This is a genomic window from Halomonas jincaotanensis (assembly GCF_018448785.1).
In the GTDB taxonomy this organism is placed as follows: Bacteria; Pseudomonadota; Gammaproteobacteria; order Pseudomonadales; family Halomonadaceae; genus Halomonas; species Halomonas jincaotanensis.
Genome location: NZ_JAHCLU010000009.1, coordinates 60,093 through 81,013, shown reverse-complemented (window position 1 = coordinate 81,013; position 20,921 = coordinate 60,093). Strand labels below are relative to the sequence as shown.

At 63.4% G+C, this 20,921-nt stretch carries 19 protein-coding genes and 1 tRNA gene; 13 read left to right on the top strand and 7 right to left on the bottom strand.

Features of this window, described 5'->3' with window-relative positions:
- Positions 1–30: 30 nt before the first annotated feature.
- From dusB to purH, 3 genes are all read left to right on the top strand, one after another.
- Entirely contained in the window at positions 31–1,089 is a 1,059-nt protein-coding gene (dusB, locus tag KG088_RS10085) for a tRNA dihydrouridine synthase DusB (RefSeq protein WP_213825394.1), read from the top strand.
- Complete coding sequence (gene fis / locus KG088_RS10080; protein WP_213825393.1) at positions 1,086–1,451, top strand: DNA-binding transcriptional regulator Fis; 366 nt, start codon at positions 1,086–1,088, stop codon at positions 1,449–1,451. The genes dusB and fis overlap by 4 nt, the downstream gene beginning before the upstream one ends.
- Before the next feature lie 93 nt (positions 1,452–1,544).
- Positions 1,545–3,131: a bifunctional phosphoribosylaminoimidazolecarboxamide formyltransferase/IMP cyclohydrolase gene (gene purH, locus KG088_RS10075; protein WP_213825392.1), complete on the top strand. Its 1,587-nt coding sequence runs from the start codon at positions 1,545–1,547 to the stop codon at positions 3,129–3,131.
- A 100-nt stretch (positions 3,132–3,231) separates the two neighbouring features.
- On the opposite strand, the gene KG088_RS10070 is transcribed toward purH, so the two are convergent.
- The 3 genes from KG088_RS10070 to folE all read right to left on the bottom strand — a co-directional run bounded on the left by KG088_RS10070 (position 3,232) and on the right by folE (position 5,809).
- Complete coding sequence (locus KG088_RS10070) at positions 3,232–4,689, bottom strand: NAD-dependent succinate-semialdehyde dehydrogenase (protein WP_213825495.1); 1,458 nt, start codon at positions 4,687–4,689, stop codon at positions 3,232–3,234.
- A gap of 121 nt (positions 4,690–4,810) precedes the next feature.
- Positions 4,811–5,212 (bottom strand): dihydroneopterin triphosphate 2'-epimerase, encoded by a 402-nt coding sequence (gene folX, locus KG088_RS10065; RefSeq protein ID WP_213825391.1) that lies wholly within the window; start codon positions 5,210–5,212, stop codon positions 4,811–4,813.
- Positions 5,213–5,251: 39 nt separating this feature from the next.
- Complete coding sequence (gene folE, locus KG088_RS10060; protein ID WP_213825390.1) at positions 5,252–5,809, bottom strand: GTP cyclohydrolase I FolE; 558 nt, start codon at positions 5,807–5,809, stop codon at positions 5,252–5,254.
- Between the two features lie 278 nt (positions 5,810–6,087).
- On the opposite strand from folE, the gene KG088_RS10055 reads away from it, so the two are divergent.
- Positions 6,088–6,639 carry a hypothetical protein gene (locus KG088_RS10055; protein WP_213825389.1) on the top strand — a complete coding sequence of 184 codons (552 nt, stop codon included), beginning with the start codon at positions 6,088–6,090 and terminating at the stop codon, positions 6,637–6,639.
- A gap of 23 nt (positions 6,640–6,662) precedes the next feature.
- Here the strand turns inward: KG088_RS10055 and KG088_RS10050 are convergent, their stop codons facing one another.
- On the bottom strand, positions 6,663–7,649 hold the full coding sequence (locus KG088_RS10050; RefSeq protein ID WP_213825388.1) for a serine/threonine protein kinase: 987 nt from the start codon (positions 7,647–7,649) through the stop codon (positions 6,663–6,665).
- A 33-nt stretch (positions 7,650–7,682) separates the two neighbouring features.
- Positions 7,683–8,402 (bottom strand): ComF family protein, encoded by a 720-nt coding sequence (locus KG088_RS10045; RefSeq protein ID WP_213825387.1) that lies wholly within the window; start codon positions 8,400–8,402, stop codon positions 7,683–7,685.
- A 181-nt stretch (positions 8,403–8,583) separates the two neighbouring features.
- On the opposite strand from KG088_RS10045, the gene bioB reads away from it, so the two are divergent.
- The 7 genes from bioB (at position 8,584) to bioA (ending at position 14,650) form a co-directional block, all read left to right on the top strand.
- Complete coding sequence (gene bioB, locus KG088_RS10040; protein ID WP_250148188.1) at positions 8,584–9,645, top strand: biotin synthase BioB; 1,062 nt, start codon at positions 8,584–8,586, stop codon at positions 9,643–9,645.
- Positions 9,646–9,651: 6 nt separating this feature from the next.
- A complete protein-coding gene (gene bioF, locus KG088_RS10035; RefSeq protein ID WP_213825385.1) occupies positions 9,652–10,821 on the top strand; it encodes an 8-amino-7-oxononanoate synthase in 1,170 nt (389 codons plus the stop codon).
- Positions 10,818–11,591, top strand: a complete 774-nt coding sequence (locus KG088_RS10030; protein WP_213825384.1) for an alpha/beta fold hydrolase — start codon at positions 10,818–10,820, stop codon at positions 11,589–11,591. The genes bioF and KG088_RS10030 overlap by 4 nt, the downstream gene beginning before the upstream one ends.
- On the top strand, positions 11,588–12,400 hold the full coding sequence (locus tag KG088_RS10025; RefSeq protein ID WP_213825383.1) for a methyltransferase domain-containing protein: 813 nt from the start codon (positions 11,588–11,590) through the stop codon (positions 12,398–12,400). Before KG088_RS10030 ends, KG088_RS10025 begins: the two co-directional genes overlap by 4 nt.
- 1 nt (position 12,401) lies before the next feature.
- Entirely contained in the window at positions 12,402–13,118 is a 717-nt protein-coding gene (gene bioD, locus KG088_RS10020) for a dethiobiotin synthase (protein WP_213825382.1), read from the top strand.
- A gap of 44 nt (positions 13,119–13,162) precedes the next feature.
- A tRNA-Leu gene (locus KG088_RS10015) sits at positions 13,163–13,247 on the top strand.
- Between the two features lie 131 nt (positions 13,248–13,378).
- Entirely contained in the window at positions 13,379–14,650 is a 1,272-nt protein-coding gene (bioA, locus tag KG088_RS10010) for an adenosylmethionine--8-amino-7-oxononanoate transaminase (protein WP_213825381.1), read from the top strand.
- Positions 14,651–14,662: 12 nt separating this feature from the next.
- On the opposite strand, the gene KG088_RS10005 is transcribed toward bioA, so the two are convergent.
- On the bottom strand, positions 14,663–16,690 hold the full coding sequence (locus KG088_RS10005; RefSeq protein WP_213825380.1) for a CocE/NonD family hydrolase: 2,028 nt from the start codon (positions 16,688–16,690) through the stop codon (positions 14,663–14,665).
- A gap of 28 nt (positions 16,691–16,718) precedes the next feature.
- Complete coding sequence (locus KG088_RS10000; protein ID WP_213825379.1) at positions 16,719–18,023, bottom strand: ATP-grasp domain-containing protein; 1,305 nt, start codon at positions 18,021–18,023, stop codon at positions 16,719–16,721.
- Between the two features lie 271 nt (positions 18,024–18,294).
- Between KG088_RS10000 and KG088_RS09995 the strand changes: the two genes are divergently transcribed.
- Both KG088_RS09995 and KG088_RS09990 read left to right on the top strand, forming a co-directional pair.
- Positions 18,295–18,600, top strand: coding sequence for a winged helix-turn-helix domain-containing protein (locus KG088_RS09995; RefSeq protein WP_213825378.1), 306 nt, complete (start codon positions 18,295–18,297; stop codon positions 18,598–18,600).
- Positions 18,601–18,859: 259 nt separating this feature from the next.
- Entirely contained in the window at positions 18,860–20,848 is a 1,989-nt protein-coding gene (locus tag KG088_RS09990; protein WP_213825377.1) for a hypothetical protein, read from the top strand.
- Positions 20,849–20,921 lie beyond the last annotated feature (73 nt).

The following is a 20,921-nucleotide window of genomic DNA, read 5'->3' as shown; positions in this document are numbered from 1 at the left end:
GACCACCCTCTGAAGCCTGCGACCGCGACGATGCCTGATTCCCCCTCACTGCCTCGTATTGGGCGCCACACATTGCCCAATCGGGTCATCCTTGCCCCGATGGCCGGCGTCACCGACCGCCCCTTTCGCCAGCTCTGCCGACAGCTGGGCGCGGGGTTGGTGGTAGGTGAGATGGTGACCTCAGACCCCGGCCTCTGGCACACCCGCAAGTCGCGACAGCGCATGGATCACCGCGGCGAGCCGGGGCCACGCGCCGTGCAAATTGCCGGCGGCGACGCCATACAGCTCGCCGAAGCGGCACGCTTGAACGCCGAAATCGGCGCGGAGATCATCGACATCAATATGGGCTGCCCGGCCAAGAAGGTCTGCAACAAGGCAGCCGGATCGGCGCTGCTTCGCGATGAGGCTCTGGTCGCCGAGATCCTCGACGCGGTGGTGGCTGCGGTGGACGTACCGGTGACACTCAAGATCCGAACCGGCTGGTGTGCCGAGAGCAACAACGGCGTGCGTGTTGCCCGCCTCGCTCAGGAGGCCGGCATCCAGGCACTGGCCGTGCACGGGCGACATCGCCAGCAGCGTTATACTGGCATGGCCGAGTACGACACCATTGCCGCGATCAAGTCCGCGGTCAAGATTCCGGTCTTCGCCAATGGCGATATCGATTCTCCCGAGAAAGCACTCAGGGTGCTCGACTATACTGGTGCCGATGCGGTGATGGTGGGTCGAGGCGCCCAGGGAAATCCATGGATTTTCCGCGAGATCGACCACTTCCTGCGGCACGGGGAGCGCCTTGGCTCTCCGTCCGACCAGGCCCGCGCCGAAGTGCTGCGTACACATCTCGGAGCCTTGCATGATTTCTATGGCGATCACCAGGGCGTGCGCATCGCGCGCAAGCATGTCGGCTGGTATCTGAGCGGTGACACGCGAATCGACGAGGCACTCTGTCGTGACCTCAAGGCCCGTTTCAACGGTCTCGACAATGTCGACGCCCAGCACCGCTTCATCGACGAACACTTTCGTTACGGCTCTCGCGCGACCCTGGGTCGCCAGAGCCGCAACGTGACCTCAAAGGGAACCTGTGCCGCATGACCAGCCAAGCCTTTCCCAACAATCCCACGCTGCCCGGACAGAATGCTCAGGCTTCGCATAATCTCGACGGCACGGCCAACCCCGGCCAGGACAAGCTCTCATTGGACGAGCCCTCTCTGGATGAACCGGCCGCCCAGCAGCCACTGCGCGAGGTCGTGGATAGCGCCATGCGCCGCTATTTCGCGCATCTCGACGGAGGCGACGTCACCGGTCTCTACGCCATGGTCATGGCCGAGGTCGAGGCACCCCTGTTCGCCACCGTGCTCGATTACGCTCAGGGCAACCAGACCCGCGCCGCCGAGATCCTCGGCCTCAATCGCGGCACCCTGCGCAAGAAACTCAAGCAATATGACTTGATTTAACCTGATTTTCATATCCGGGACCCAATGTAACTCCCCGATATCCACTTCTGCCTTTTCTTTTTTCAAGCCCACTGCCAGCCAGAGAGTGCCCCCATGGCCCCTTCCCCCTCGTCTTCCCCTGCGGTTTGCCGCGCCTTGATCAGCGTTTCCGACAAGACCGGCATCGTCGACTTCGCCCGCGGGCTCAGTGAGCAGGGCGTCGCCCTGCTGTCTACCGGTGGCACCTATCGGCTGCTCGTCGACAGCGGTATCACCGTGACAGAAGTGTCGGAACATACTGGCTTTCCCGAGATCATGGACGGTCGGGTCAAGACACTGCATCCGACGATCCATGGCGGCATCCTGGGTCGTCGCGGGCAGGATGACGACGTCATGGCAGAGCATGGCATCGAGGCCATCGATATGGTGGTGGTCAACCTCTATCCCTTCTCCGAGACGGTGGCAAGGCCCGACTGCACCCTCGAGGACGCCATCGAGAACATCGATATCGGGGGGCCGACCATGGTGCGTGCCTGCGCCAAGAACCATGCCTATACCACCACCGTGGTGGACGCCGGCGACTACCACCGGGTACTGGGGGAGATCGCCTCACAGGATGGTGCAGTGAGCGACGCCACCCGCTTCGACCTGGCCGTCAAGGCCTTCGAACACACCGCGAGCTATGACGCCGCCATCGCCGATTACCTGGGGCAGCGTGTCCCGGGGGGCGAGGACGGCTTCCCCCGCACCTACAATCTGCAGTTCCACAAGAAGCAGTCGATGCGCTACGGCGAGAACCCGCACCAGAGCGCGGCCTTCTATATCGAAGCCGACACCAGCGAGGCCAGCGTGGCTACCGCCACTCAATTGCAGGGCAAGGCACTCTCCTTCAACAACGTCGCCGACACCGATGCCGCCTTCGAATGCGTCAAGGCCTTCAGCGATACTGCCTGCGTGATCGTCAAGCACGCCAACCCCTGCGGCGTGGCAGTGGGCATCACTCCCCTCGAGGCCTACGAGAAGGCATTCGCCACCGACCCGACCAGCGCCTTCGGGGGCATTATCGCCTTCAATGAACCGCTGGACGCCGAGACCGCTCGCGCCATCATCGACCGCCAGTTCGTCGAGGTGATCATCGCCCCCGGCGTGGAGGATGAGGCCCTCGCCATCGTCGCCGAGAAGAAAAACGTACGCCTGCTCGACGCCGGCGCGAACTGGCCCGGTGAGCGTCAGCACGCCCACGACTTCAAGCGCGTGACCGGCGGCCTGCTGGTTCAGGACCGCGACCTCGGCATGGTCGGCCGTGACGAGCTTACGGTGGTCACCGAGCGCGTGCCGAGCGAAAGGGAGATGGGCGATCTGGCCTTCGCCTGGAAGGTGGCCAAGTACGTCAAGTCCAATGCCATCGTCTACGCGCGTGGCGGCCAGACGATCGGGGTGGGCGCCGGTCAGATGAGCCGCGTCTACTCGGCAAAGATCGCTGGCATCAAGGCCGCCGACGAACACCTCGCGGTGCCCGGCTCGGTTATGGCAAGTGACGCCTTCTTCCCTTTTCGCGACGGCATCGATGCCGCGGCTGCCGCCGGTATCGTCGCGGTGATCCAGCCCGGCGGCTCGATGCGCGACCAGGAAGTGATCGATGCGGCCAACGAGGCCGGGATCGCCATGGTGTACACCGGGATGCGGCACTTCAGGCACTAACGCCTGCGGCGATCGGTAAGTCGCAAACAGATCATAAAAAAACCCCTCGGGCATGCCCAAGGGGTTTTTCTTACAGCTTAAAGCTTATGGCTTACCACTTTTAACCAAGATCGATGCACAGATACTTGGTCTCGAGGAACTCATCGAGACCCTGATGGCCACCTTCACGCCCCAGTCCCGAAGCCTTGACCCCGCCGAAGGGCGCAGAGGCATTGGAGATCAGGCCGGTGTTGATACCCACCATGCCGTATTCCAGCGCATCGGCGACCCGCCACACACGACCCAGGTCCCGCGAATAGAAATAAGACGCCAGGCCGTATTGTGTGTCGTTGGCCATGGCGATGGCATCTTCCTCGTCATCGAAGGGGAAGACCGCAGCCAGGGGTCCAAAGGTTTCCTCGTGGGCGACCTTCATCTTGTCAGTGGCGAAGCTGATCAGGGTCGGCGTGAAGTAATTGCCACCCAGTGGATGAGGATGTCCACCCAGCAATAGCTCGGCACCGTTGTCGACCGCATCGTGGACATGCTCGCTGACCTTGGTCACGGCATTCTCGTCGATCAGCGGGCCGATGTTGACCCCGTCCTCGGTACCGTTGCCTACCTTGAGTTCGCTGTTCATGGCCACGGCCAGTTTCTCGCAGAAGGCATTGACCACACTGGACTGAACCAGGAAGCGGTTGGTGCAGACGCAGGTCTGACCGGCATTGCGGAACTTGGCCGCCATCGCACCTTCCACGGCGGCGTCCAGGTCGGCATCCTCGAAGACGATGAAGGGCGCATTGCCGCCCAGTTCAAGCGATATTTTTTGAATATGCTGCGAGGCCTGGGCCATCAATTGACGCCCCACCTCGGTGGAACCGGTAAAGGTGATCTTGCGCACGATGGGCGATTCGGTCAGCGCCGCGGCAATCTCCGAGGCGCGCCCCGGCACCACGTTGAAGACCCCGCGCGGCACGCCGGCACGCTCGGCCAGCAACGCCAGCGCCGTGGCGGAAAACGGCGTCTGGCTGGCGGGCTTGACCACGATGGTACAGCCTGCGGCCAACGCGGCCCCAGCCTTGCGCGTGATCATGGCCGCCGGGAAGTTCCACGGTGTAATCGCGCCTACCACACCAACGGGTTGCTTGGTGATAACAATGCGCTGGTTGGCCTTGGCGGCAGGCACGGTTTCACCATAGATGCGACGGGCCTCTTCGGCGAACCAGCGCAAAAAGCTTGCCGCATAGACGATCTCGCCGGCGGCTTCCTTGAGCGGCTTGCCCTGCTCGAAGGTCATGATCATTGCCAGATCGTTCTGATGCTCGAGCATCAAGTCGTGCCATTTCATCAAGATATCGGCACGCTCCAGCGCCGTCAGCGCCTTCCAGGCCGGAAAGGCAGCATCGGCGGCATCGATGGCACGCTCAGTCTCCACCCGACCCAGCCGTGGCACATTACCCATTACCTCCCCGGTGGCCGGGTTGAACACATCGATCTGCTCGCCGCTATCAGCAGCCATCCAGCTACCGTCAATATAAGCGAAGGGACAATAGAGCTGTGTTTCCTTGAGGGCTTCCATCATTATCTCCATCTCCTATCGGGCATGCGGTCCGTTGTCGGTTTACTCACATGCTAAGCGCAAAGTTCCCAATGCACCAAGGGAAGCCAGGATTTATTGTGATTGTCGAGCGGAAGCCATCTCAGCGCGGGAGGCGGGAGTCGGAAAGCGTGATGGAGACGGAATCGGCAAAGCGCAGGGCATGCGGCTTGTCGATCTCGACCTGGGCAGTGAGCACCGCCACATGGCCCATGATAAGGTCGAGCACTTCACGGGTCATGCGCTCTAGCAGAAGGAATCGGTTGTCTTCCACCAAGGCGATGACTTGCTTGGTGATGGTGCGATAATTCAGCGCTTGTTCGATATGATTGAACTCGACTGCTTTATCGGCGTGATAACGGATTACCGCGTTGATCACCACGTCCTGGCGGTTGTGAATCTCGTCTTCCTTGATACCAATATGCGTGCGTAATCGCAGATTCTTGATGCGTATCGTCGCCAGGTCGTGGTCGATGTGCGAGTCGTCCAGGGCATGGAGGGGCATGTCAGGGCTCCTTGTGACAGCGTTTCGCCGCGGATAGCCTCAGCGGCTGTTGATCAGGGTCAGGAACTCCTGGCGGGTACTCTGCTTGTCGCGAAACGCGCCGAGCATCACTGATGACGTCATGCTGGAATTCTGCTTCTCCACCCCACGCATCATCATGCACAAGTGACGCGCCTCGATCACTACCGCCACCCCCTTGGCATCGGTTACCTGCAATACCGCCTCAGCGATCTGGCGGGTCAGGTTCTCCTGGATCTGCATGCGCCTGGCATACATGTCGACGATGCGCGCGAACTTCGAAAGCCCCAGCACCCTGCCGGCGGGTAGGTAGGCAATATGGCACTTGCCGATAAAAGGCAGCAGGTGATGCTCGCACATGGAATACAGCTCGATGTCCTTGACCAGCACCATTTCATCGGTTTCCGACTCGAAGACGGCGCCATTGACGATCTCTTCCAACGACTGGGTATAACCGCGATTGAGGAATTGCATGGCCTTGGCGGCACGCTTGGGTGTGTCGCGCAGCCCCTCGCGCTCAGGATCTTCTCCCAGTTCAAGAATGATCTGGCGGTAATGATTGGCGAGCGGTTCGGTCATGATCGGGGATCCGTATCCATTATCGTTGCTGCGTAAAAACACTGGAGGTATTCTGGTGCCAAGCAAAAATATACAATATTTGTACGATAACAATAATTCGTACAAGTATGATATGCAATAGACCCGCATTTTATCGCAACCGCTGGGTTCGTGCAGACTCTCCCGTGACATCTTGCCGCGCGATGTGCTTGGCTATCCTAGTCCGGTCGCTCTGCTACAATGGCCCTAGGCTTGCTTATGCCTCCCTGCGGCGCCCAAGACACCCTCGAGAGCCCGACATGTTCAAGATTGCTGCCCCGATATTGGTCACTACCTTGCTGACGCCCCTGCTGGGGTTTGCTGACACTTTGGAACTGCCTCCCCAGGCCCAAGTCGAGTTTTCGCTCATCGAGCCGCTGACGCTGAACGAAAGCGGGTCGCGACGCGACGATGTCGTCATGCGACCGGTAACCGATGGCAACGGCACCCACTCTCTGCCGCAACATTGCGTGGTGATCGGCAGTGCCAGTCTAGACGACGAGCGCATTCGGCTGTCGGCAACAAGCATGACTTGCATCGAGACCCATGGCGGGGACAGCGAGATTTACAGCAGTGAGATCGCCGCGGCAGCCTACGACGCCGATGGCCGCTACGGCTTGCCGGCGTGTGAGGAGGGACGTTGTGAACTCGGCAACGACCGCAGTTTTATGCTGCAGTTTACCGAAGCTGTCAGTATCGAGCCGCAAGCCAACCCCTCCGCCGAACTCAATGAGCAGCGTCGCCAGGCCGAAGGAGACGGCGTGGCCAACCCGATTCCTGCCGAGTCACCCGCTCCCGACGACGCAAATTGATCGACTGGCGCATCGCCCCCGGTTCAGCTGAGCCAGCGGGTGTCTTTCGTCAACACCTGATGCTGCTGTTCCAGAAGGCGAATATGACTGTCCCAGTAGCCCGCATCGGCCAGCCAGGGAAAGGCCGGCGGGAAGGCCGGATCGTCCCAGCGAGCCACCAGCCAGGCGCTATGACGCAACAGGCGTAACGTGCGCAACGGCTCCACCAGGGCGAGTTCGCGACGGTTGAAATCGAGGTGCTGTTCATAGCCCTCGATCACCTCGGAAAGCTGCATCTGGCGCTCATCGTCACGCTGCGCCGTGATCAGCATCCACAAGTCCTGCACTGCGGGTGCCATCAGGCAATCATCGAAATCCACCAGCGCGAAGTGCTCGTCTCGGCCCAGCATGTTGCCGATATGACAATCGCCCTGAACACGGATGGCCTGCGCCGGTGACCAGACATGGGGCGCCAGATCGCGATGCAACGTCTCGGTGATGCGCTCATAGGCGCTACGCTGCTTACGACCGAGCCAGGTGCTGCCGAGAATGCGCTCGCGCGCCTCGGTCACCATGGTGTCCAGCGTCAAGTGGTCGCGATGGACAAAGCGCCGGCGGCGTCCTACCGCATGAACGGCACCGATCACCTCCCCCAACGCAAACAGATGTGCCGGGTTCTCGAGCTCCGGTGCCTGGCCCGGCAGGTGAGGAAAGAGCGCGAAGCGAAATGTTTCCTCGACATGCAGACTTTGCCCCGAGGCGTCACGCCAGGGTGGCGCCACGGCGACGCCCGCTTCGGCGAGCTCGGTGAGAAAATCATGCTCCTCGAGGATCCGGGCATCTGTCCAGCGCTCTGGGCGGTAGAACTTGACGACCCAGCGGCGCCGATCCTCGTCATGGACCAGATAGACCCGATTCTCATAGCTGTTCAATGCGAAGGGTTCGCCGGGTAGCCAGAAGCCCAGCGACTCCACCGCCGCCACCACGCGTGACGGGTCCAGACGAGCAAAGGGGTGCGGATGGGTCGGCATGAGTGGCTCCAGAAGCTGTGATGACGACGCATGCTACCAGTGTTTCCCCGCTGGCGTACGCGCCACCGCCCAGGCCTCCACCGTCTCGGCACCCGCCCTTCGGCACTCCTCGGCGAGCGCGTCCAACGTGCTGCCGGTGGTCATTACATCATCGACCAATGCGACTCTTGGCGGCAGCGGGGTTTCGACCCGGAAGGCGTGGCGCAGATTGGCTCGCCGTTCGAGGCGGGTCAGACCGCGCTGGCTGCGGGTATCACGCTCACGCTTCGTTGCCACCCAGGTGCAGCCCAGCTGCGTCGCCAAGCGCCTGGCTAACCAGTTCGCCTGATCGAACCCTCGTTCGCGGGCACGTCGCGGATGAAGCGGCACGGGCACCAACGCCTCGGGCCAGTCCTGCACTTGCCGATTCAAGCCTGCTGCCAGAAGCTCTACCAGCACCGCACCGGCGCGGGGCGAGGAGTGAAACTTGAAGCGCTGCACCAGGGCTGCGACCTCATCTTCATAGCGCAGCGGCACGCGGGACAACGCGAAGGCCGGTGCCTGGGCCAGGCAATGACCGCATCGACGCGGCTTGAGTTGGCCCATCTGGGGCTCGGCGCAGACTGGGCAGGCCGGCAGGTTCCATGGCAGTCGCTCAAAGCAGGCCGCACACCACGGCTCGGCGGATTGACAGGCTGCCAGGCAGAAGACACAGCGCCCCGGCAAGGCCTGGCGCACGATACCGTCAACTTCTCTCAGCCATGACGTTGACATCGTCATTCCAAACCGTAAGCTATCCGTCAACTTGATGTCTTTTATAAAGTTGACCATAAGCGAGCTCGATATGCCCCCTGCGTCGCCCGATGTCTCGACGGCCGAGTCGGCCGCTGATTCGACCACTGACTCGACTAACCGCCCCACCCTAACCTTGCCCGCGGATGATCGCCAGGCACCGATGCGTCACGACTGGCGCCTCGATGAGATCGAAGCGCTCTTCGCCCTGCCCTTCAACGATCTGATGTTTCGCGCTCAAGAGGTGCATCGCGAGCACTTCGACGCCAACGCCGTGCAGGTCTCTACGCTGCTCTCGATCAAGACGGGGGCCTGTCCCGAGGACTGCAAGTATTGCCCGCAATCGGGCCACTACAATACCGGCCTCGGCAAGGAGAAATTGCTAGAAATCGAAAAGGTCGTGGAAGAGGCCAAGGCCGCCCGTGAGGCCGGTGCTAGCCGCTTCTGCATGGGCGCGGCCTGGCGGAGCCCACGCGAGCGCGATCTGGCGGTCGTGCTCGAGATGGTCAGCCGCGTCAAGGCGCTGGGGCTCGAGACCTGCATGACTCTGGGCATGGTCGATACCGACCAGGCGCGTCGCCTCTCCGACGCCGGGCTCGACTACTACAACCATAATCTCGACACCTCGCCGGAATACTACGGCGAGATCATCACCACGCGCCGTTATGCCGACCGCCTGAATACCCTGGCCAACGTGCGCCAGGCCGGCATGAAGGTCTGCTCGGGGGGCATTCTGGGCATGGGCGAAGCGCCTCGCGACCGGGCGGCCCTTCTCCAGCAACTCGCCCGGCTCGAGCCGCACCCCGAATCGGTGCCCATCAACATGCTGGTCAAGGTCCCGGGCACGCCGCTGGAGAACGTGGAAGATCTCGACCCCATCGAGTTCATCCGCGCCATCGCCGTCGCCCGCATCCTGATGCCCGCCAGCCACGTGCGTCTCTCGGCCGGCCGCGAACAGATGGACGATGCCACCCAGGCGCTGGCCTTTCTTGCCGGCGCCAATTCCATCTTCTACGGCGACAGCCTGCTGACCACGTCCAATCCCCAGGTCGAACGCGACCGGGCGCTGTTCGCAAGGCTGGGCCTGCATCCCGAGCCGATGGAAAAGAACGCACAAGAAACCTGCGCCGACGATCAACGCCAGCAGGACGCCCTCGCGGCCGATATCGCGCGTCAGGTCACCGAACACGCCAGCACCCTCTTCTACGATGCCACCCGGGTGTAGCGCGTGATGTCGGTAAGCCAATCCTGGCCGGCGTTTCTCGCCGACCAATCGCGACAGCGCCGCGCGCAAGGCCTCTGGCGTGAGCGGCGAGTGCGCGACGAGCGCGGTGTGATCGATTTCGCCGGCAACGACTATCTGGGCCTCGCCCGCGACCCGCGCCTGGCGGAGGCCCAGGCCGCTAGCGCCAGGCAATACGGGGCCGGTGCGCGCGCCTCGCACCTGGTCAGCGGGCATCTTGAAGTGCATGAGGCGCTGGAACATCGCCTCGCCGAGCTGACCGGCCGACCCGCCGCGCTGCTCTTCTCGAGCGGTTATCAAGCTAACCTCGGTACCCTGCAGGCGCTCTGCAATGCCCAGACCCATCTCTTTCAGGACCGCCTGAACCACGCCTCGCTGCTCGACGGCGCCGTGCTTTGTGGGGCACGCTCGCGGCGTTTCCACCATCGCGACCAGGCGGATCTTGAGCGGCTCCTCTCCCGCGCGCCCTGCCAGGTCCGCAAGCTGGTGATCAGTGACGGCGTCTTCAGCATGGATGGCGATAATGCGGATATCGCCGGACTCGCCAAGACATGCACTCACCACCAGGCCTGGCTGATGATCGACGACGCCCACGGCATTGGTGTGCTGGGCGAGCACGGCGACGGTAGCGTGGGACAGGCGCATGACGTCGCAAGCGTACCGGTGCTGGTCGGCACGCTCGGCAAGGCGCTGGGCACTGCTGGCGCCTTTGTGGCCGGCAGTCACGCGCTGATCGAGCATCTGATCCAGTTCGCCCGCCCCTACATCTACTCCACCGCGCACCCGCCGGGGGTGGCGGCGGCGACCCTAGAGGCCCTGGATATTCTTCGCCAGGAGCCGCAGCGGCGCCATCGCCTGGTCACGCTCATCGGCCGCTTTCGCCGCGAGGCCGCCCGGCTGGGCCTGCCGCTGATGGCGTCCCGCACGCCGATCCAGCCGCTGGTGCTGGGGACGAACGCGCGGGTGATGGCCTGGGCCGAGCAGTTGCGCACCGCCGGCATCCTGGTCGGGGCGATTCGCGAACCCACCGTGCCCCGCGGCCAGGCCCGGCTGCGTATCACCTTGAGCGCCGCCCACACCGACGACGACCTGGATGCCTTGCTGGAGGCTCTTGAGAGGTTGCTCGTGCGGTCCGTTGCCGAGGCGGCGAGTTCATGAGCGCTCTGGTGCTGCTCTCCGGCTGGGGGTGTGACGCTCGCATCTGGCAGCCACTGGCCCCGTACTGGCCGTCTGGGCTCGAGGTCACGACGCCCGACTGGCCCGGTTATGGCGAGCACGCGACGGGCGGATCCCTGCGGCTCGACGATCCCGCGAACATGCGCGCTCTCGCCGACGCCATGGCCGATGCTCTGCCGGCAGAGGCCGTCTGGGTCGGCTGGTCGCTGGGCGGCCTGCTTATCACCGCGCTCCTGGACTACCTGCCCGCGCCCCGCGCCCTGGTGCTGCTCGGAATGGGCTCACGCCTCTGCGTCGACTGCGGGATCTCACTGGATGAACTCGACGCCTTTCAGCGTGCCTTCGCTCGCGCGCCAGACGCGACCCGTCAGCACTTCTTGCGCTGGCAACTGCAAGGCGAGCTCGCCCCGCGCAAGGCGCATCGTCGCCTGCTGGGTCTGCTCGGAGAGACGTCGCTCGGCGAGACCCCCTGCGTGGATAACGCCACCCTGGCCGCCGGGCTGGCCCAGCTCGCCAGCCTCGACCTCACCGACCGCTTGACTGCACCGCCCTGCCCGGTGTGGCGGGTGGCCGGCGAGCACGACCCCCTGCTCGCCCCGGCTCTGCGCGAGAGCGCCGACTATCGACTGGCCGATGCCGGCCACTGTCCGATGCTGACGCAACCCGAGGCCTTGGCGAGCTGCCTGACAGATGTTGCTGAAAAACCGGGACGACACAGAGTGGCAACCCCTAGCCAGGCCATCTCGTCATGAGCATTGCCGCGACGTTGTCACCCACGCCTCCAGAGGCGGACTGGCAGGGCCGGGTGGCCCGCGCCTTTTCCCGCGCCGCGCCACGCTATGAAGCCCTGGCAGGCGCCCAGCATCGGATGGGCGAGGTCCTCTGGTCGCGACTGACTGATCACATGGTCGGGCAGCCATCGGCAGTACTCGACCTGGGCTGCGGCCCGGGTCACTGGAGTGCCCGGATGGCCAGCCACTTCGGCCCCGAGGCGAGGATCACCGGCCTCGACCTGGCACCCGGCATGCTCGAGGTGGCGCGTCGTCGTCACGGCGACGGGTTGCGCTGGCTCTGCGGTGACGCCACCGACCTGCCGCTCGCCACTGCCAGCCAGGACCTGGTGTTCTCCAACCTGGCGATACAATGGTGTCCGGACCTGGCGCAGGCGCTCAACGAAGTGGCCCGCGTTTTGCGACCCGGCGGCCGCGCCCTGATCAATACCCTGGGGCCGGGCACCCTCGCCGAGGTGAGTCACGCCTGGTCGCGACCGAATCGGCCCGCCGCGCTGTTGGCGTTTCAGAGCCCGCAGGTTCATCGGGCCGCCGCACAGTTGGCCGGCTTCGCCAGCGTCGAGATGCAGGCGGCTTCGCGACGCTTCCACTACCCCGACCTCGCCGCGGTGATGGCCTCGATCAAGGGCATCGGTGCCCAGAACGCTCATTCCGGGCCTCGACTCAAGCGTGCCGACCTCGCTCGCGCCCGGCGTCGCTTTGATTCATTACGCTGCCCCGACGGCCTGCCCGTGACCTATCGCTTGTTGACCCTGGTACTGGAGCGTTGAGATGACGAGATACTTCGTCACCGGCACCGACACCGACGCCGGCAAGACTTTGGTGGCCTCAGGCATGCTGGCCCTGGCGCGGCGTCGCGGGCTGACCACGCTCGGCCTGAAGCCGGTCGCCTCGGGGTGTCGGCGCACCGCACACGGGCTTCGCAATGACGATGCGCTGGCGCTGCAATCGCACACCTGGCCCGCCCTGCCCTATGAGGCGATCAACCCGGCGGCGCTGGAGCCCGCCATCGCTCCGCATCTGGCCGCCCGAGAGGCCGGTATCTGCCTGACGCTCGATGCCCTGGTCGACCCTCTTGCTCCGTTGATGGCCGAGCGCCGTGGTTTCACGCTGATCGAAGGTGCGGGCGGCTGGCGAGTGCCGATCAACGATGTGCAGGACCTCTCCGGCCTGGCCATGCGGCTCGAGCTGCCGGTGATCCTGGTCGTCGGACTCAAGCTTGGCTGCATCAATCATGCCCGGCTCTCGGCGGAGGCGATCGCCGCCGATGGCCTGCGCCTGGCGGGTTGGGTCGGCAACCGTCTGGATGACGGCTTCGCCCAGGATGCGTCCTCTCATGATCCTGCGCTCCATCAGGCCAACCTCGACAGCCTGCATCATTATTTACCCGCCCCTTGCCTCGGCGTCGTGCCACGCCTGATGACTGCCGAAGCGGCTGTGATGGCAGAGGCCGCCGCCGACTATCTGGTATTGCCCGATGTCGATTGACTTGCCAAGCGGCGTCCGTACAATGTGGACGCTTGCCCGTTCGTGCGGATGTGGTGGAATTGGTAGACACGCCAGGTTTAGGTCCTGGTGCCTTCGGGCGTGGAGGTTCAAGTCCTCTCATCCGCACCATCTCACTTCATTGTTTTTCTGTTTGCTGCCCTGTCTTCCTTCAGAGAAGCACGGCGCTTTAGCGCGTCTATCCTGCCGGTTCCCGTCCCCGCTTTCCTGCTTCATTCACTACCGAACGCCCGGAGGCTCGCATGACGTCACCCGTCTGGCACCCCTATGCCCATCTCAAGACCCAGTCACCGGCGCCCAAGGTGGTGGGCGGCGAAGGCGCGAGCTTCTTTCTGGAAAACGGGGAGCGGCTTCTCGATGCCACCTGCTCCTGGTGGTGCATGATCCACGGCTACGCCCACCCGCGCCTGGTAGCGGCGATCCGCGAACAGGCCGGCGAACTGTGCCATGTGATGCTTGGCGGGCTGACCCACGGGCCTGCTGACAAGCTCGCCAGGGAACTGGTGCGCGTCACACCCGCGGGGCTGAACCATGTCTTCTACTCCGACAGCGGCTCGGTGGGCATGGAGGTCGCCATGAAGATGGCCGTGCAGTTCCACCAACTGCGCGCCCGGCCCAGAAAGCACCGGCTGCTCTCGCTGATGAAGGCCTACCACGGCGACACGGCCGGCTGCATGGCGGTATGCGACCCCGAGGAGGGCATGCATTCGCTGTTCGCCGGCTACCTGCCGCAACACCACTTCGCCCCGGCGCCCACGGCGCCCTTTGATGCTGAACCCGACGCGGTGGCGGCGGATCTCGCCGCGCTGCGCGAGGTGCTGGAGCGCCACCACCACGAGATCGCCGCCCTGCTGATGGAGCCGCTGCTGCAGGCCGCCGGCGGGCTCAACATGACCTCGCCTCACTATCTACGGGGGGCGCGACGTCTTTGCGACGAATTCGACGTGCTGCTGGTGTTCGACGAGGTAGCCACCGGCTTCGGACGAACCGGGCGGATGTTCGCCGCCGACCACGCCGACGTCACTCCCGACATCATGGTGCTCTCCAAGGGGCTCACCGGGGGGTATCTCGGCCATGCGGCGACGCTGGCGACGGATCGGGTGCACGATGCCTTCGTGGGGGACTCACCCGAGCATGCCTTTATGCACGGCCCGACTTTCATGGGCAACCCTCTGGCCTGCCGGGTAGCGCTGGAGAGCCTTGCCATCTTCGAGGGGGAGGATTATCTGGGAAAGATTGCCGAGCTGAGCAAGGTATTGAACGAGGCGCTGGTCGACGATGCGGCGCTGACCGCCCACCCGGAGGTCGCCGACGTCCGCGTACTCGGCGCCACCGCGGTGATCGAGGCCCATGATGCCACCGCCCTCAAGGGAGTGGGTGACTGGGCCCGTGAGCAGGGCGTCTGGCTGCGCCCCATCGGTCGCTGGCTCTACACCATGCCCGCCTATATCACTTCACACGACGAAATGCGGCGCATCACCGACGTCATGAAGGGCTGGTTCCTGGCGCGCTGAGCGCGACGACGGCTATACCAGCCTGCGCGGTATGGTGACATTCCAGCAGCGGCAGAAGACCCGCTGCTTGCCCTCGTAGGCGTCCAGGGTGGCATGAACCAGGAACTCCTCGGCATTCGAGCTCAGTACCGTGCGGGTCACGGTGCTGACATTCCAGTCGCCCCGTGTCAGGGAGCGCTCCCAGAGCGTTTCCCCCTCGATGGATTCGAAGTCGTCGTCGCGCGAGCGATAATACTCTACTGCTCGGGTCCCCACTTCGAGATCGCTGTCCTCCAGGCGATGGATACCGTTGTCGTTGACCACCTCCAGGGTAGAGGCATCGGCGGCGAGGTCGCGGTGCACGTACCAGTTGTGGTGCCCCGTCTCGAGCGGCGTCGTGGGGATACTCGGCGCGGCTTCCGGCTCGCCGAAGGGCCTAACATGGGTGTCCTCGTCGCGCGGCGTGCGGATCGGCAGATGCAGGGCACTGCCCTCGGGATGGATTGTCAGCCGAACGTGCTCGGGTGGCGGCCAGGCCAGGGGCCAGTAGGAGGTGGAGAGGGAGAGGCGCAGCCGGTGACCTTTCGGGAAGAGCTGGGCCACGTCATTCATCTTCACCCTGACCCGGTAGCGACGGCCCGGCTCCAGGGGCGAAGGCGTCTCGTGACTCTCGCGATGACTGAGGTTGAGCAGGCCGTAGGTGACGCGGGTCGCCTTGTCGTCGGGCGCCACGTCGGAGAGGCGAATCGCGATCATCGCCACGGGGCGGTCGGAAGTAACCTCCAGATCGACCTCCGGGGCGCCCATGAGGGCCAGTTCTTCGTCGAGCCGGGAAGACTGGTAGACCAGGGCACCGCCATCTTCTTCCCGCTGATCATGGGCCAGGTCGGGCCCCGCGGCGTAGGAGCACCACTTGCCGGCGAAGAGGCCGCAGGTCAGGGGCGACTGGATGGTCTCTGCCTCCGCGTCGTCGGGGCGGCGTTCTCCGTCCAGCACCAGTCGACCGGGTGCCAATGGCAGGTGCCAGTGGTGAATGTTGGGCGAGGGCCAGGAGGGTTCGGTCACCCAGCACCCAGGGCGATGGTTGTAACTGGTGGTCGGGGGGATGCTGTCCTGCATCCAGACACGAATGGCCGGGTCCTCTTCCACGCCCGTCTGCTCCCCCTTGAGCCACCTGCCCCAGAAGCGGAGACACTCCTGCAGGAAGCCGATGGCGGGTCCCGGCTCGCCCAGGTGGGGGTACTTGTGGCTCCAGGGACCGATCAGCCCCTTGCACAGCTCGGGCAGGTGGGTCACCAGACGCTTGACCGAATTCGAGTAGCCGTCTGCCCAGCCGCTGACGGCGAGTATGGGCACCTCTACCCGCGAGAAATCCTCGCAGATGGAGCCATGCTGCCAGTAGGGATCCCGATGGGGGTGCTCGAGCCAGGTCTTCAACCACAGGCCGCTGCCCTCGAGTCGCCGGTGCCACATCTCGCGCCAGTCATCGCCGACGATGGTCGGGTCGGGTGGCAGGGAGTTGTAGGCGAACATGGTGGAGGCCCAGGAGAGGTTGTCGCCGAGAAGGCAGCCACCCATGTAGTGGACGTCATCGGCATACCGATCGTCGGTCGAGCAGACGCTGACTACCGCCCGCAGCTCGGGGGGGCGTCGGGCCGCCAGCTGCAGGCCGTTGAACCCGCCCCAGGAGATCCCGATCATGCCGATCTTGCCGTCGCACCAGGGCTGGGCGGCGATCCAGCGCAGGATCGCCTCGCCATCCACCAACTCTTGTTCCAGGTACTCGTCCGTTAGCACGCCGCCGGAGTCACCGCTCCCGCGGAGGTCCACCCGCAGCGATGCATAGCCGTGCCCAGCAAAGTAATGGTGATGCATGGCATCACGCCGCGCGGAGCCGTCGCGCAGGCGGTAGGGGATATATTCGAGAATGGCCGGCACCGGTGCGTCCGCGGCTCCCTCCGGGAGCCAAAGGCGGGCGCAGAGCTCGACCCCGTCTTCCATGGGGATCCAGACGGGATCCCGGCACTCGACCGCATGGGGAAAGTCAGTCACGACACGCATGACGGCCTCCTTCAGGTAAAACGATGGTTCAGCGAGACGCCTGCGAGGAAAGGGGTTCGATCTCGAAGGGCAGCATCCGCCGGCACTGCTCGATCCGATCCTTAAGCGCCTCGCGGCTCTCAGCGCCGGTGAACAGTACGCCAAGCTCCCAGGAGAAGGAATCCTGGTGGAACAGCTCCGAGAGTCGCATGCCCTCGCGCACGTTGAGATACACCAGGGTGCCCGGGAACGTCTGCTCGACCCGACGAATCTCCTCTTCAGACGGCACCCGCCGCACCCACCCATCCTCGAAGACCCGCAGCATCTGCTTGGCCGCGACGGGATAGCGGCCCTCGCGGTGCGGCATGCGCGGTGGGATCCCCAGCGCCACATCCACCATCACCTGAAGGTGCGGCGCCCCATCAACCAGCTGAAAAATCGCCGCATGAGAACGCGAGATCCGAGCGTTGATCTCCAGAAGCCAGATACGGTCGGTCTGCTCGTCGAGGTAGTACTCGATGTTGAATGGCCCATCGTCGTAGTCGATCCGGTCGAGGAAACGTCGGGTGATCGCGAGTATGCGCTGCTGCACCTCGTCCGGCAGCGAGGAGGGATACTCGTAGCGCAGCAGCACGGAGGAGTGCGTAGTGTCGCGCAGGCTGTCGATGATGCCCACCACGTGGACCTCGCCGTTCTGTACGTACCCCTCCAGGGTGCACTGACGGCCGGACGAGATGATGCCCTCGGCGATGCAGTGATGCCCGGTGACAGCCGCCACCTCCTCGGGTAGCTCGGCAAGGGCGATAAGCTCATCGAAAGGGCGTCCAAAACGCCCGATCCCTTTGCGGATAACCGGCAGTACCTCACGCAGCTGTTCGGCGTTCTCGATCAGAAAACCGAGGTGGGAGGAGTGCGCCTTGATCGGCTTGATCCAGAACGGGTAGTCGGTCTCGATTGCCTCGATGGCTCTGTCGTCGAAGGGGTCCAACGCCTGGAAGGCCGGCACACACTCCGGCACGGCTCGTACCTGTTCCAGGCGGCTCCAGTACTTGTGCTCGCACTTGAGGAAGGTTTCCAGCGATGGCCCGGGCAACCCCTGCTCCCGGTGCAGCACCGGCAGTAGCCCGCTGGTGGGAAAGTCCCAGTAACCGACAATGGCATCCACCGGGCCGGAGAAACGTTCGAGCTCCGCGAGAGCGGCCGCCGTCAAGCGGGCGAAGGGGTACTCCTCGGCATGCACCACCTCATCGAACGACAGTAGCTCGTAGAAGACATAGTCCTCGGCGTGCCGCAGTTTCGGTAGCATATCTCGAGCCAACTCATCCAACCCGATCACGAACACATTCCAGCTCATGCGCTTTTCTCCTACATCCTTGTTTCCGGCAACGAAGCTCGTACCGGCACGATCCATAAAATAGACGATCACCTTTCAGTATGGTTGCCATCTGCCAGCCTGCCAAAACATTGATCAAGGCGAGCCAGCCGCATGGGCGCAAGAGAATGGTGCCAAGCCCCCTCAGCCTCGTTGCCCGGGCCGACACCTGCATCAACGACATCATCAAGGGCTGGTTGCTTGGAGACCGAGCCGGATAGGATATAGCCAGACATTTCTTCTGGGCCCTGCCATGACCGATATCAGCAAGACGAAGTCCAGCTTCTACCGCCGTCTCTACGTGGCCCACCTGTTAGCTAGCGGCACCGCGAGCGTACCGGCCGTCATGGAGGCTACCGGCATGCCGCGTCGCACCGCCCAAGACACCATCGCCGCCCTGTCTGAACTCGATATCGACTGTCGCTTTGCGAAAGGGGAAAGCGAACGTCATAACATTGGTAGATACGTGGTCTACGACTGGGGTCCCATCGATCCGCGCTGGGTGGCCAAGCACGCTGACCGGCTGCGGAACAGCCTGGGCTACCCTGAGATTCGGTGAACCTACCCTCGGGCCATGGGGTGGATCGCAGCACGGCACACCAGGCACTCTGCCATCCATCGTCCAGTTATTAGCTCAACGCATGCCATTCCCGCGGGTTCCTGCCGACGACATAACACTCGGCCAATCGTCTCTCCTCACAGCGCTCGCAGGCCCTTTTTTGAACGACCAGCAAGCGCTCACAGCTGTGTAGCGCTCCGTTGAGTGCCCATGGATAATGACAATTGACAGGTTCCGCGATAGCAAGGATGGTTAAGGGATGAACATAGATACACACCAGTCTAATCCCCATGACGACGGTGCCTCAGGAGAGCTCACGGCGCAGCTAGACGCGGCAGTCGAGCGGCTTGCCGCCACCAATGCAGCCGAGGGTGTTTCGCCGGTATTCGAGGTTCTCGAACCCGCCAGCAAACTGATGTTCGATGCCAGAGGTCTAGATCAACTCTACTCGCGCGTGCCAGCGCTCGAGGCCGCGGGTTTCTTCCGGGGCAGCGACTGGGATTATCCCCAGACCCTGGTACCTTCTCTCGCCGTCCGTACCATTCGTCATGGTGATCCGGCCGCCACCCTGGTTGAAAGCCTGAGCCAGATTCGCCTGCTGGCTGTTGCCAATGGCGATTTTACGCACCCTTCGGTCTCTGCCGAGCATGCCCATCACTTTCTCGCTCAGGTGATGGCCATGAACCTCGATATCGTCGTCAGTGACCTACAAGAGAGCGACCGGCTTCGGCCCGACAGGCTCGGATACGCCGTCCAGAACCTGTATCACTACCTGCTTCAACACCTGGGATACGAGAATCTTCTCGAGCACCTGGTCGCCGAAGTCTGGCGAATTCTGGCGCAACGCCCGGTCCAGGTTGATGGCGTCAAGCACATGGTGACTCAGATTGCCACCTGCCTGCACACCTCGGATGCCATGGTCGGCGAGGTCGGGGACGACGCATTGCAACTGATCAATGCTGTATTCAGTCCCACCGACGGCTGCCGCGAGGATCCCGGCTTCGATGTGTATGCCGAGCGACTGGCGTCCATGGATGACGCGTCCCTGCTACAGGAGGCCATTGCCTTTGCCCAGGCCATGCACAGCACCGGCTTGGTCTCGCCCTATATGCCGGGCTTCATACGTTACCTGCGCAACCGATGGAACGAGTTGATCCCCACGGCACTCGGCCTGAGCTACACAGGGGCAGACGCTTTCCACTGTTATCCGGCGTTGATTCATAAGCTGATCGATGAAGCCCTGTTTGCCGAAACCAGCCAGGCCGCCTATGGTCTTGCCATGATGCTCGAGCGGGGCATTCTTTACTCGCCCCCGGTGGCCCCATCGCTATGGCGGCAGCTAAGGCTATCGTTGTGCGATGCGGCGGCACAGAAGATCGTTGCTGTCTTTGGGAGCCGTCGCTCGCCAGAATGCTTTCTGCTCGCCGACGTTCTCAATGTGCTTGGTCGTCCGCTGGGCGTGGGTCAAGGAAATTACCCCACCTGCCAGTCGACACGCGCCCTGTCGATGTGGGCCTTCAATACACCCGCTGACCTGTTGCGAATCGTCGCCTGGGCGGCGCGAGACGACGAGATCGTGATGCGCTTCGAAGGCCACAACATTTCCTCCCGCGAGCTCGGAGCCGGCCTGGCAGCTGAGCCACCGGTGGATGTGGACGCCGTCTCGCTACTCACTGTCCCTCACCTCGATCGCATCTACTTCGAAATGGGACGCCGCAGTGCCGGTCGTGGAGAGGACCCGCACAAGTGGGTCAATGCTGAGTTCCACGGTGACCACGTCGGACACGGATTTCGCATCGCGGTCGATGTTTTCACCGGTAGGCTCAAGGATTTCGAGGGCTTCATCCGTGACTTCTACGCGGCCTATCATCCCTACTACAATGGCAATATACCGGTTATCAACCCGCAACCGGCCGGTATTGCCGTCACCGACAGTGCCACGCGCTTTCTCGGCTGGCACGCCATCACCATCCAGCGACTTGCCCTCGATCCGAGCCAGATCATGCGCGTGTACTTCTTCAATCCCAACAACGACAGTGGGCAAGACTGGGGACAGGGAATCGTTACCTCGACCCAGGGCCATGGTGAACTCTACGGTGAGGCCTCACTGCCGGTGGCCGAGTTCGCCTCGCGGTTGTACGTCTTTCACTACGACCCGCTCGAAAAGGGGGAACCGGCCGGTATTCCATCCGATGAAGTAGATCGGGCCATGGGTCTGGCCCAGGGTAGCTGGGCGTCGGGACGATAGTCCGAAGATGCTTGGCACTTATGCTCGATAAGGCCGCTATACATCGAGCGTTAATTCGCTGCTCAACGCACAA

What these genes read in the sequence shown, in the direction of transcription:
- bioA (WP_213825381.1), top strand. Translation starts at nt 13,379, where the DNA reads ATGACGTCACCCGTCTGGCACCCCTATGCCCATCTCAAGACCCAGTCA.
- KG088_RS09995 (WP_213825378.1), top strand. Translation starts at nt 18,295, where the DNA reads ATGACCGATATCAGCAAGACGAAGTCCAGCTTCTACCGCCGTCTCTAC.
- purH (WP_213825392.1), top strand. Translation starts at nt 1,545, where the DNA reads ATGGCCCCTTCCCCCTCGTCTTCCCCTGCGGTTTGCCGCGCCTTGATC.
- KG088_RS10030 (WP_213825384.1), top strand. Translation starts at nt 10,818, where the DNA reads ATGAGCGCTCTGGTGCTGCTCTCCGGCTGGGGGTGTGACGCTCGCATC.
- folE (WP_213825390.1), bottom strand. Translation starts at nt 5,809, where the DNA reads ATGACCGAACCGCTCGCCAATCATTACCGCCAGATCATTCTTGAACTG.
- KG088_RS10005 (WP_213825380.1), bottom strand. Translation starts at nt 16,690, where the DNA reads ATGCGTGTCGTGACTGACTTTCCCCATGCGGTCGAGTGCCGGGATCCC.
- bioF (WP_213825385.1), top strand. Translation starts at nt 9,652, where the DNA reads ATGTCGGTAAGCCAATCCTGGCCGGCGTTTCTCGCCGACCAATCGCGA.
- dusB (WP_213825394.1), top strand. Translation starts at nt 31, where the DNA reads ATGCCTGATTCCCCCTCACTGCCTCGTATTGGGCGCCACACATTGCCC.
- KG088_RS10025 (WP_213825383.1), top strand. Translation starts at nt 11,588, where the DNA reads ATGAGCATTGCCGCGACGTTGTCACCCACGCCTCCAGAGGCGGACTGG.
- bioB (WP_250148188.1), top strand. Translation starts at nt 8,584, where the DNA reads ATGCGTCACGACTGGCGCCTCGATGAGATCGAAGCGCTCTTCGCCCTG.
- KG088_RS09990 (WP_213825377.1), top strand. Translation starts at nt 18,860, where the DNA reads ATGAACATAGATACACACCAGTCTAATCCCCATGACGACGGTGCCTCA.
- KG088_RS10045 (WP_213825387.1), bottom strand. Translation starts at nt 8,402, where the DNA reads ATGTCAACGTCATGGCTGAGAGAAGTTGACGGTATCGTGCGCCAGGCC.
- KG088_RS10050 (WP_213825388.1), bottom strand. Translation starts at nt 7,649, where the DNA reads ATGCCGACCCATCCGCACCCCTTTGCTCGTCTGGACCCGTCACGCGTG.
- KG088_RS10000 (WP_213825379.1), bottom strand. Translation starts at nt 18,023, where the DNA reads ATGAGCTGGAATGTGTTCGTGATCGGGTTGGATGAGTTGGCTCGAGAT.
- fis (WP_213825393.1), top strand. Translation starts at nt 1,086, where the DNA reads ATGACCAGCCAAGCCTTTCCCAACAATCCCACGCTGCCCGGACAGAAT.
- bioD (WP_213825382.1), top strand. Translation starts at nt 12,402, where the DNA reads ATGACGAGATACTTCGTCACCGGCACCGACACCGACGCCGGCAAGACT.
- folX (WP_213825391.1), bottom strand. Translation starts at nt 5,212, where the DNA reads ATGCCCCTCCATGCCCTGGACGACTCGCACATCGACCACGACCTGGCG.
- KG088_RS10055 (WP_213825389.1), top strand. Translation starts at nt 6,088, where the DNA reads ATGTTCAAGATTGCTGCCCCGATATTGGTCACTACCTTGCTGACGCCC.
- KG088_RS10070 (WP_213825495.1), bottom strand. Translation starts at nt 4,689, where the DNA reads ATGGAAGCCCTCAAGGAAACACAGCTCTATTGTCCCTTCGCTTATATT.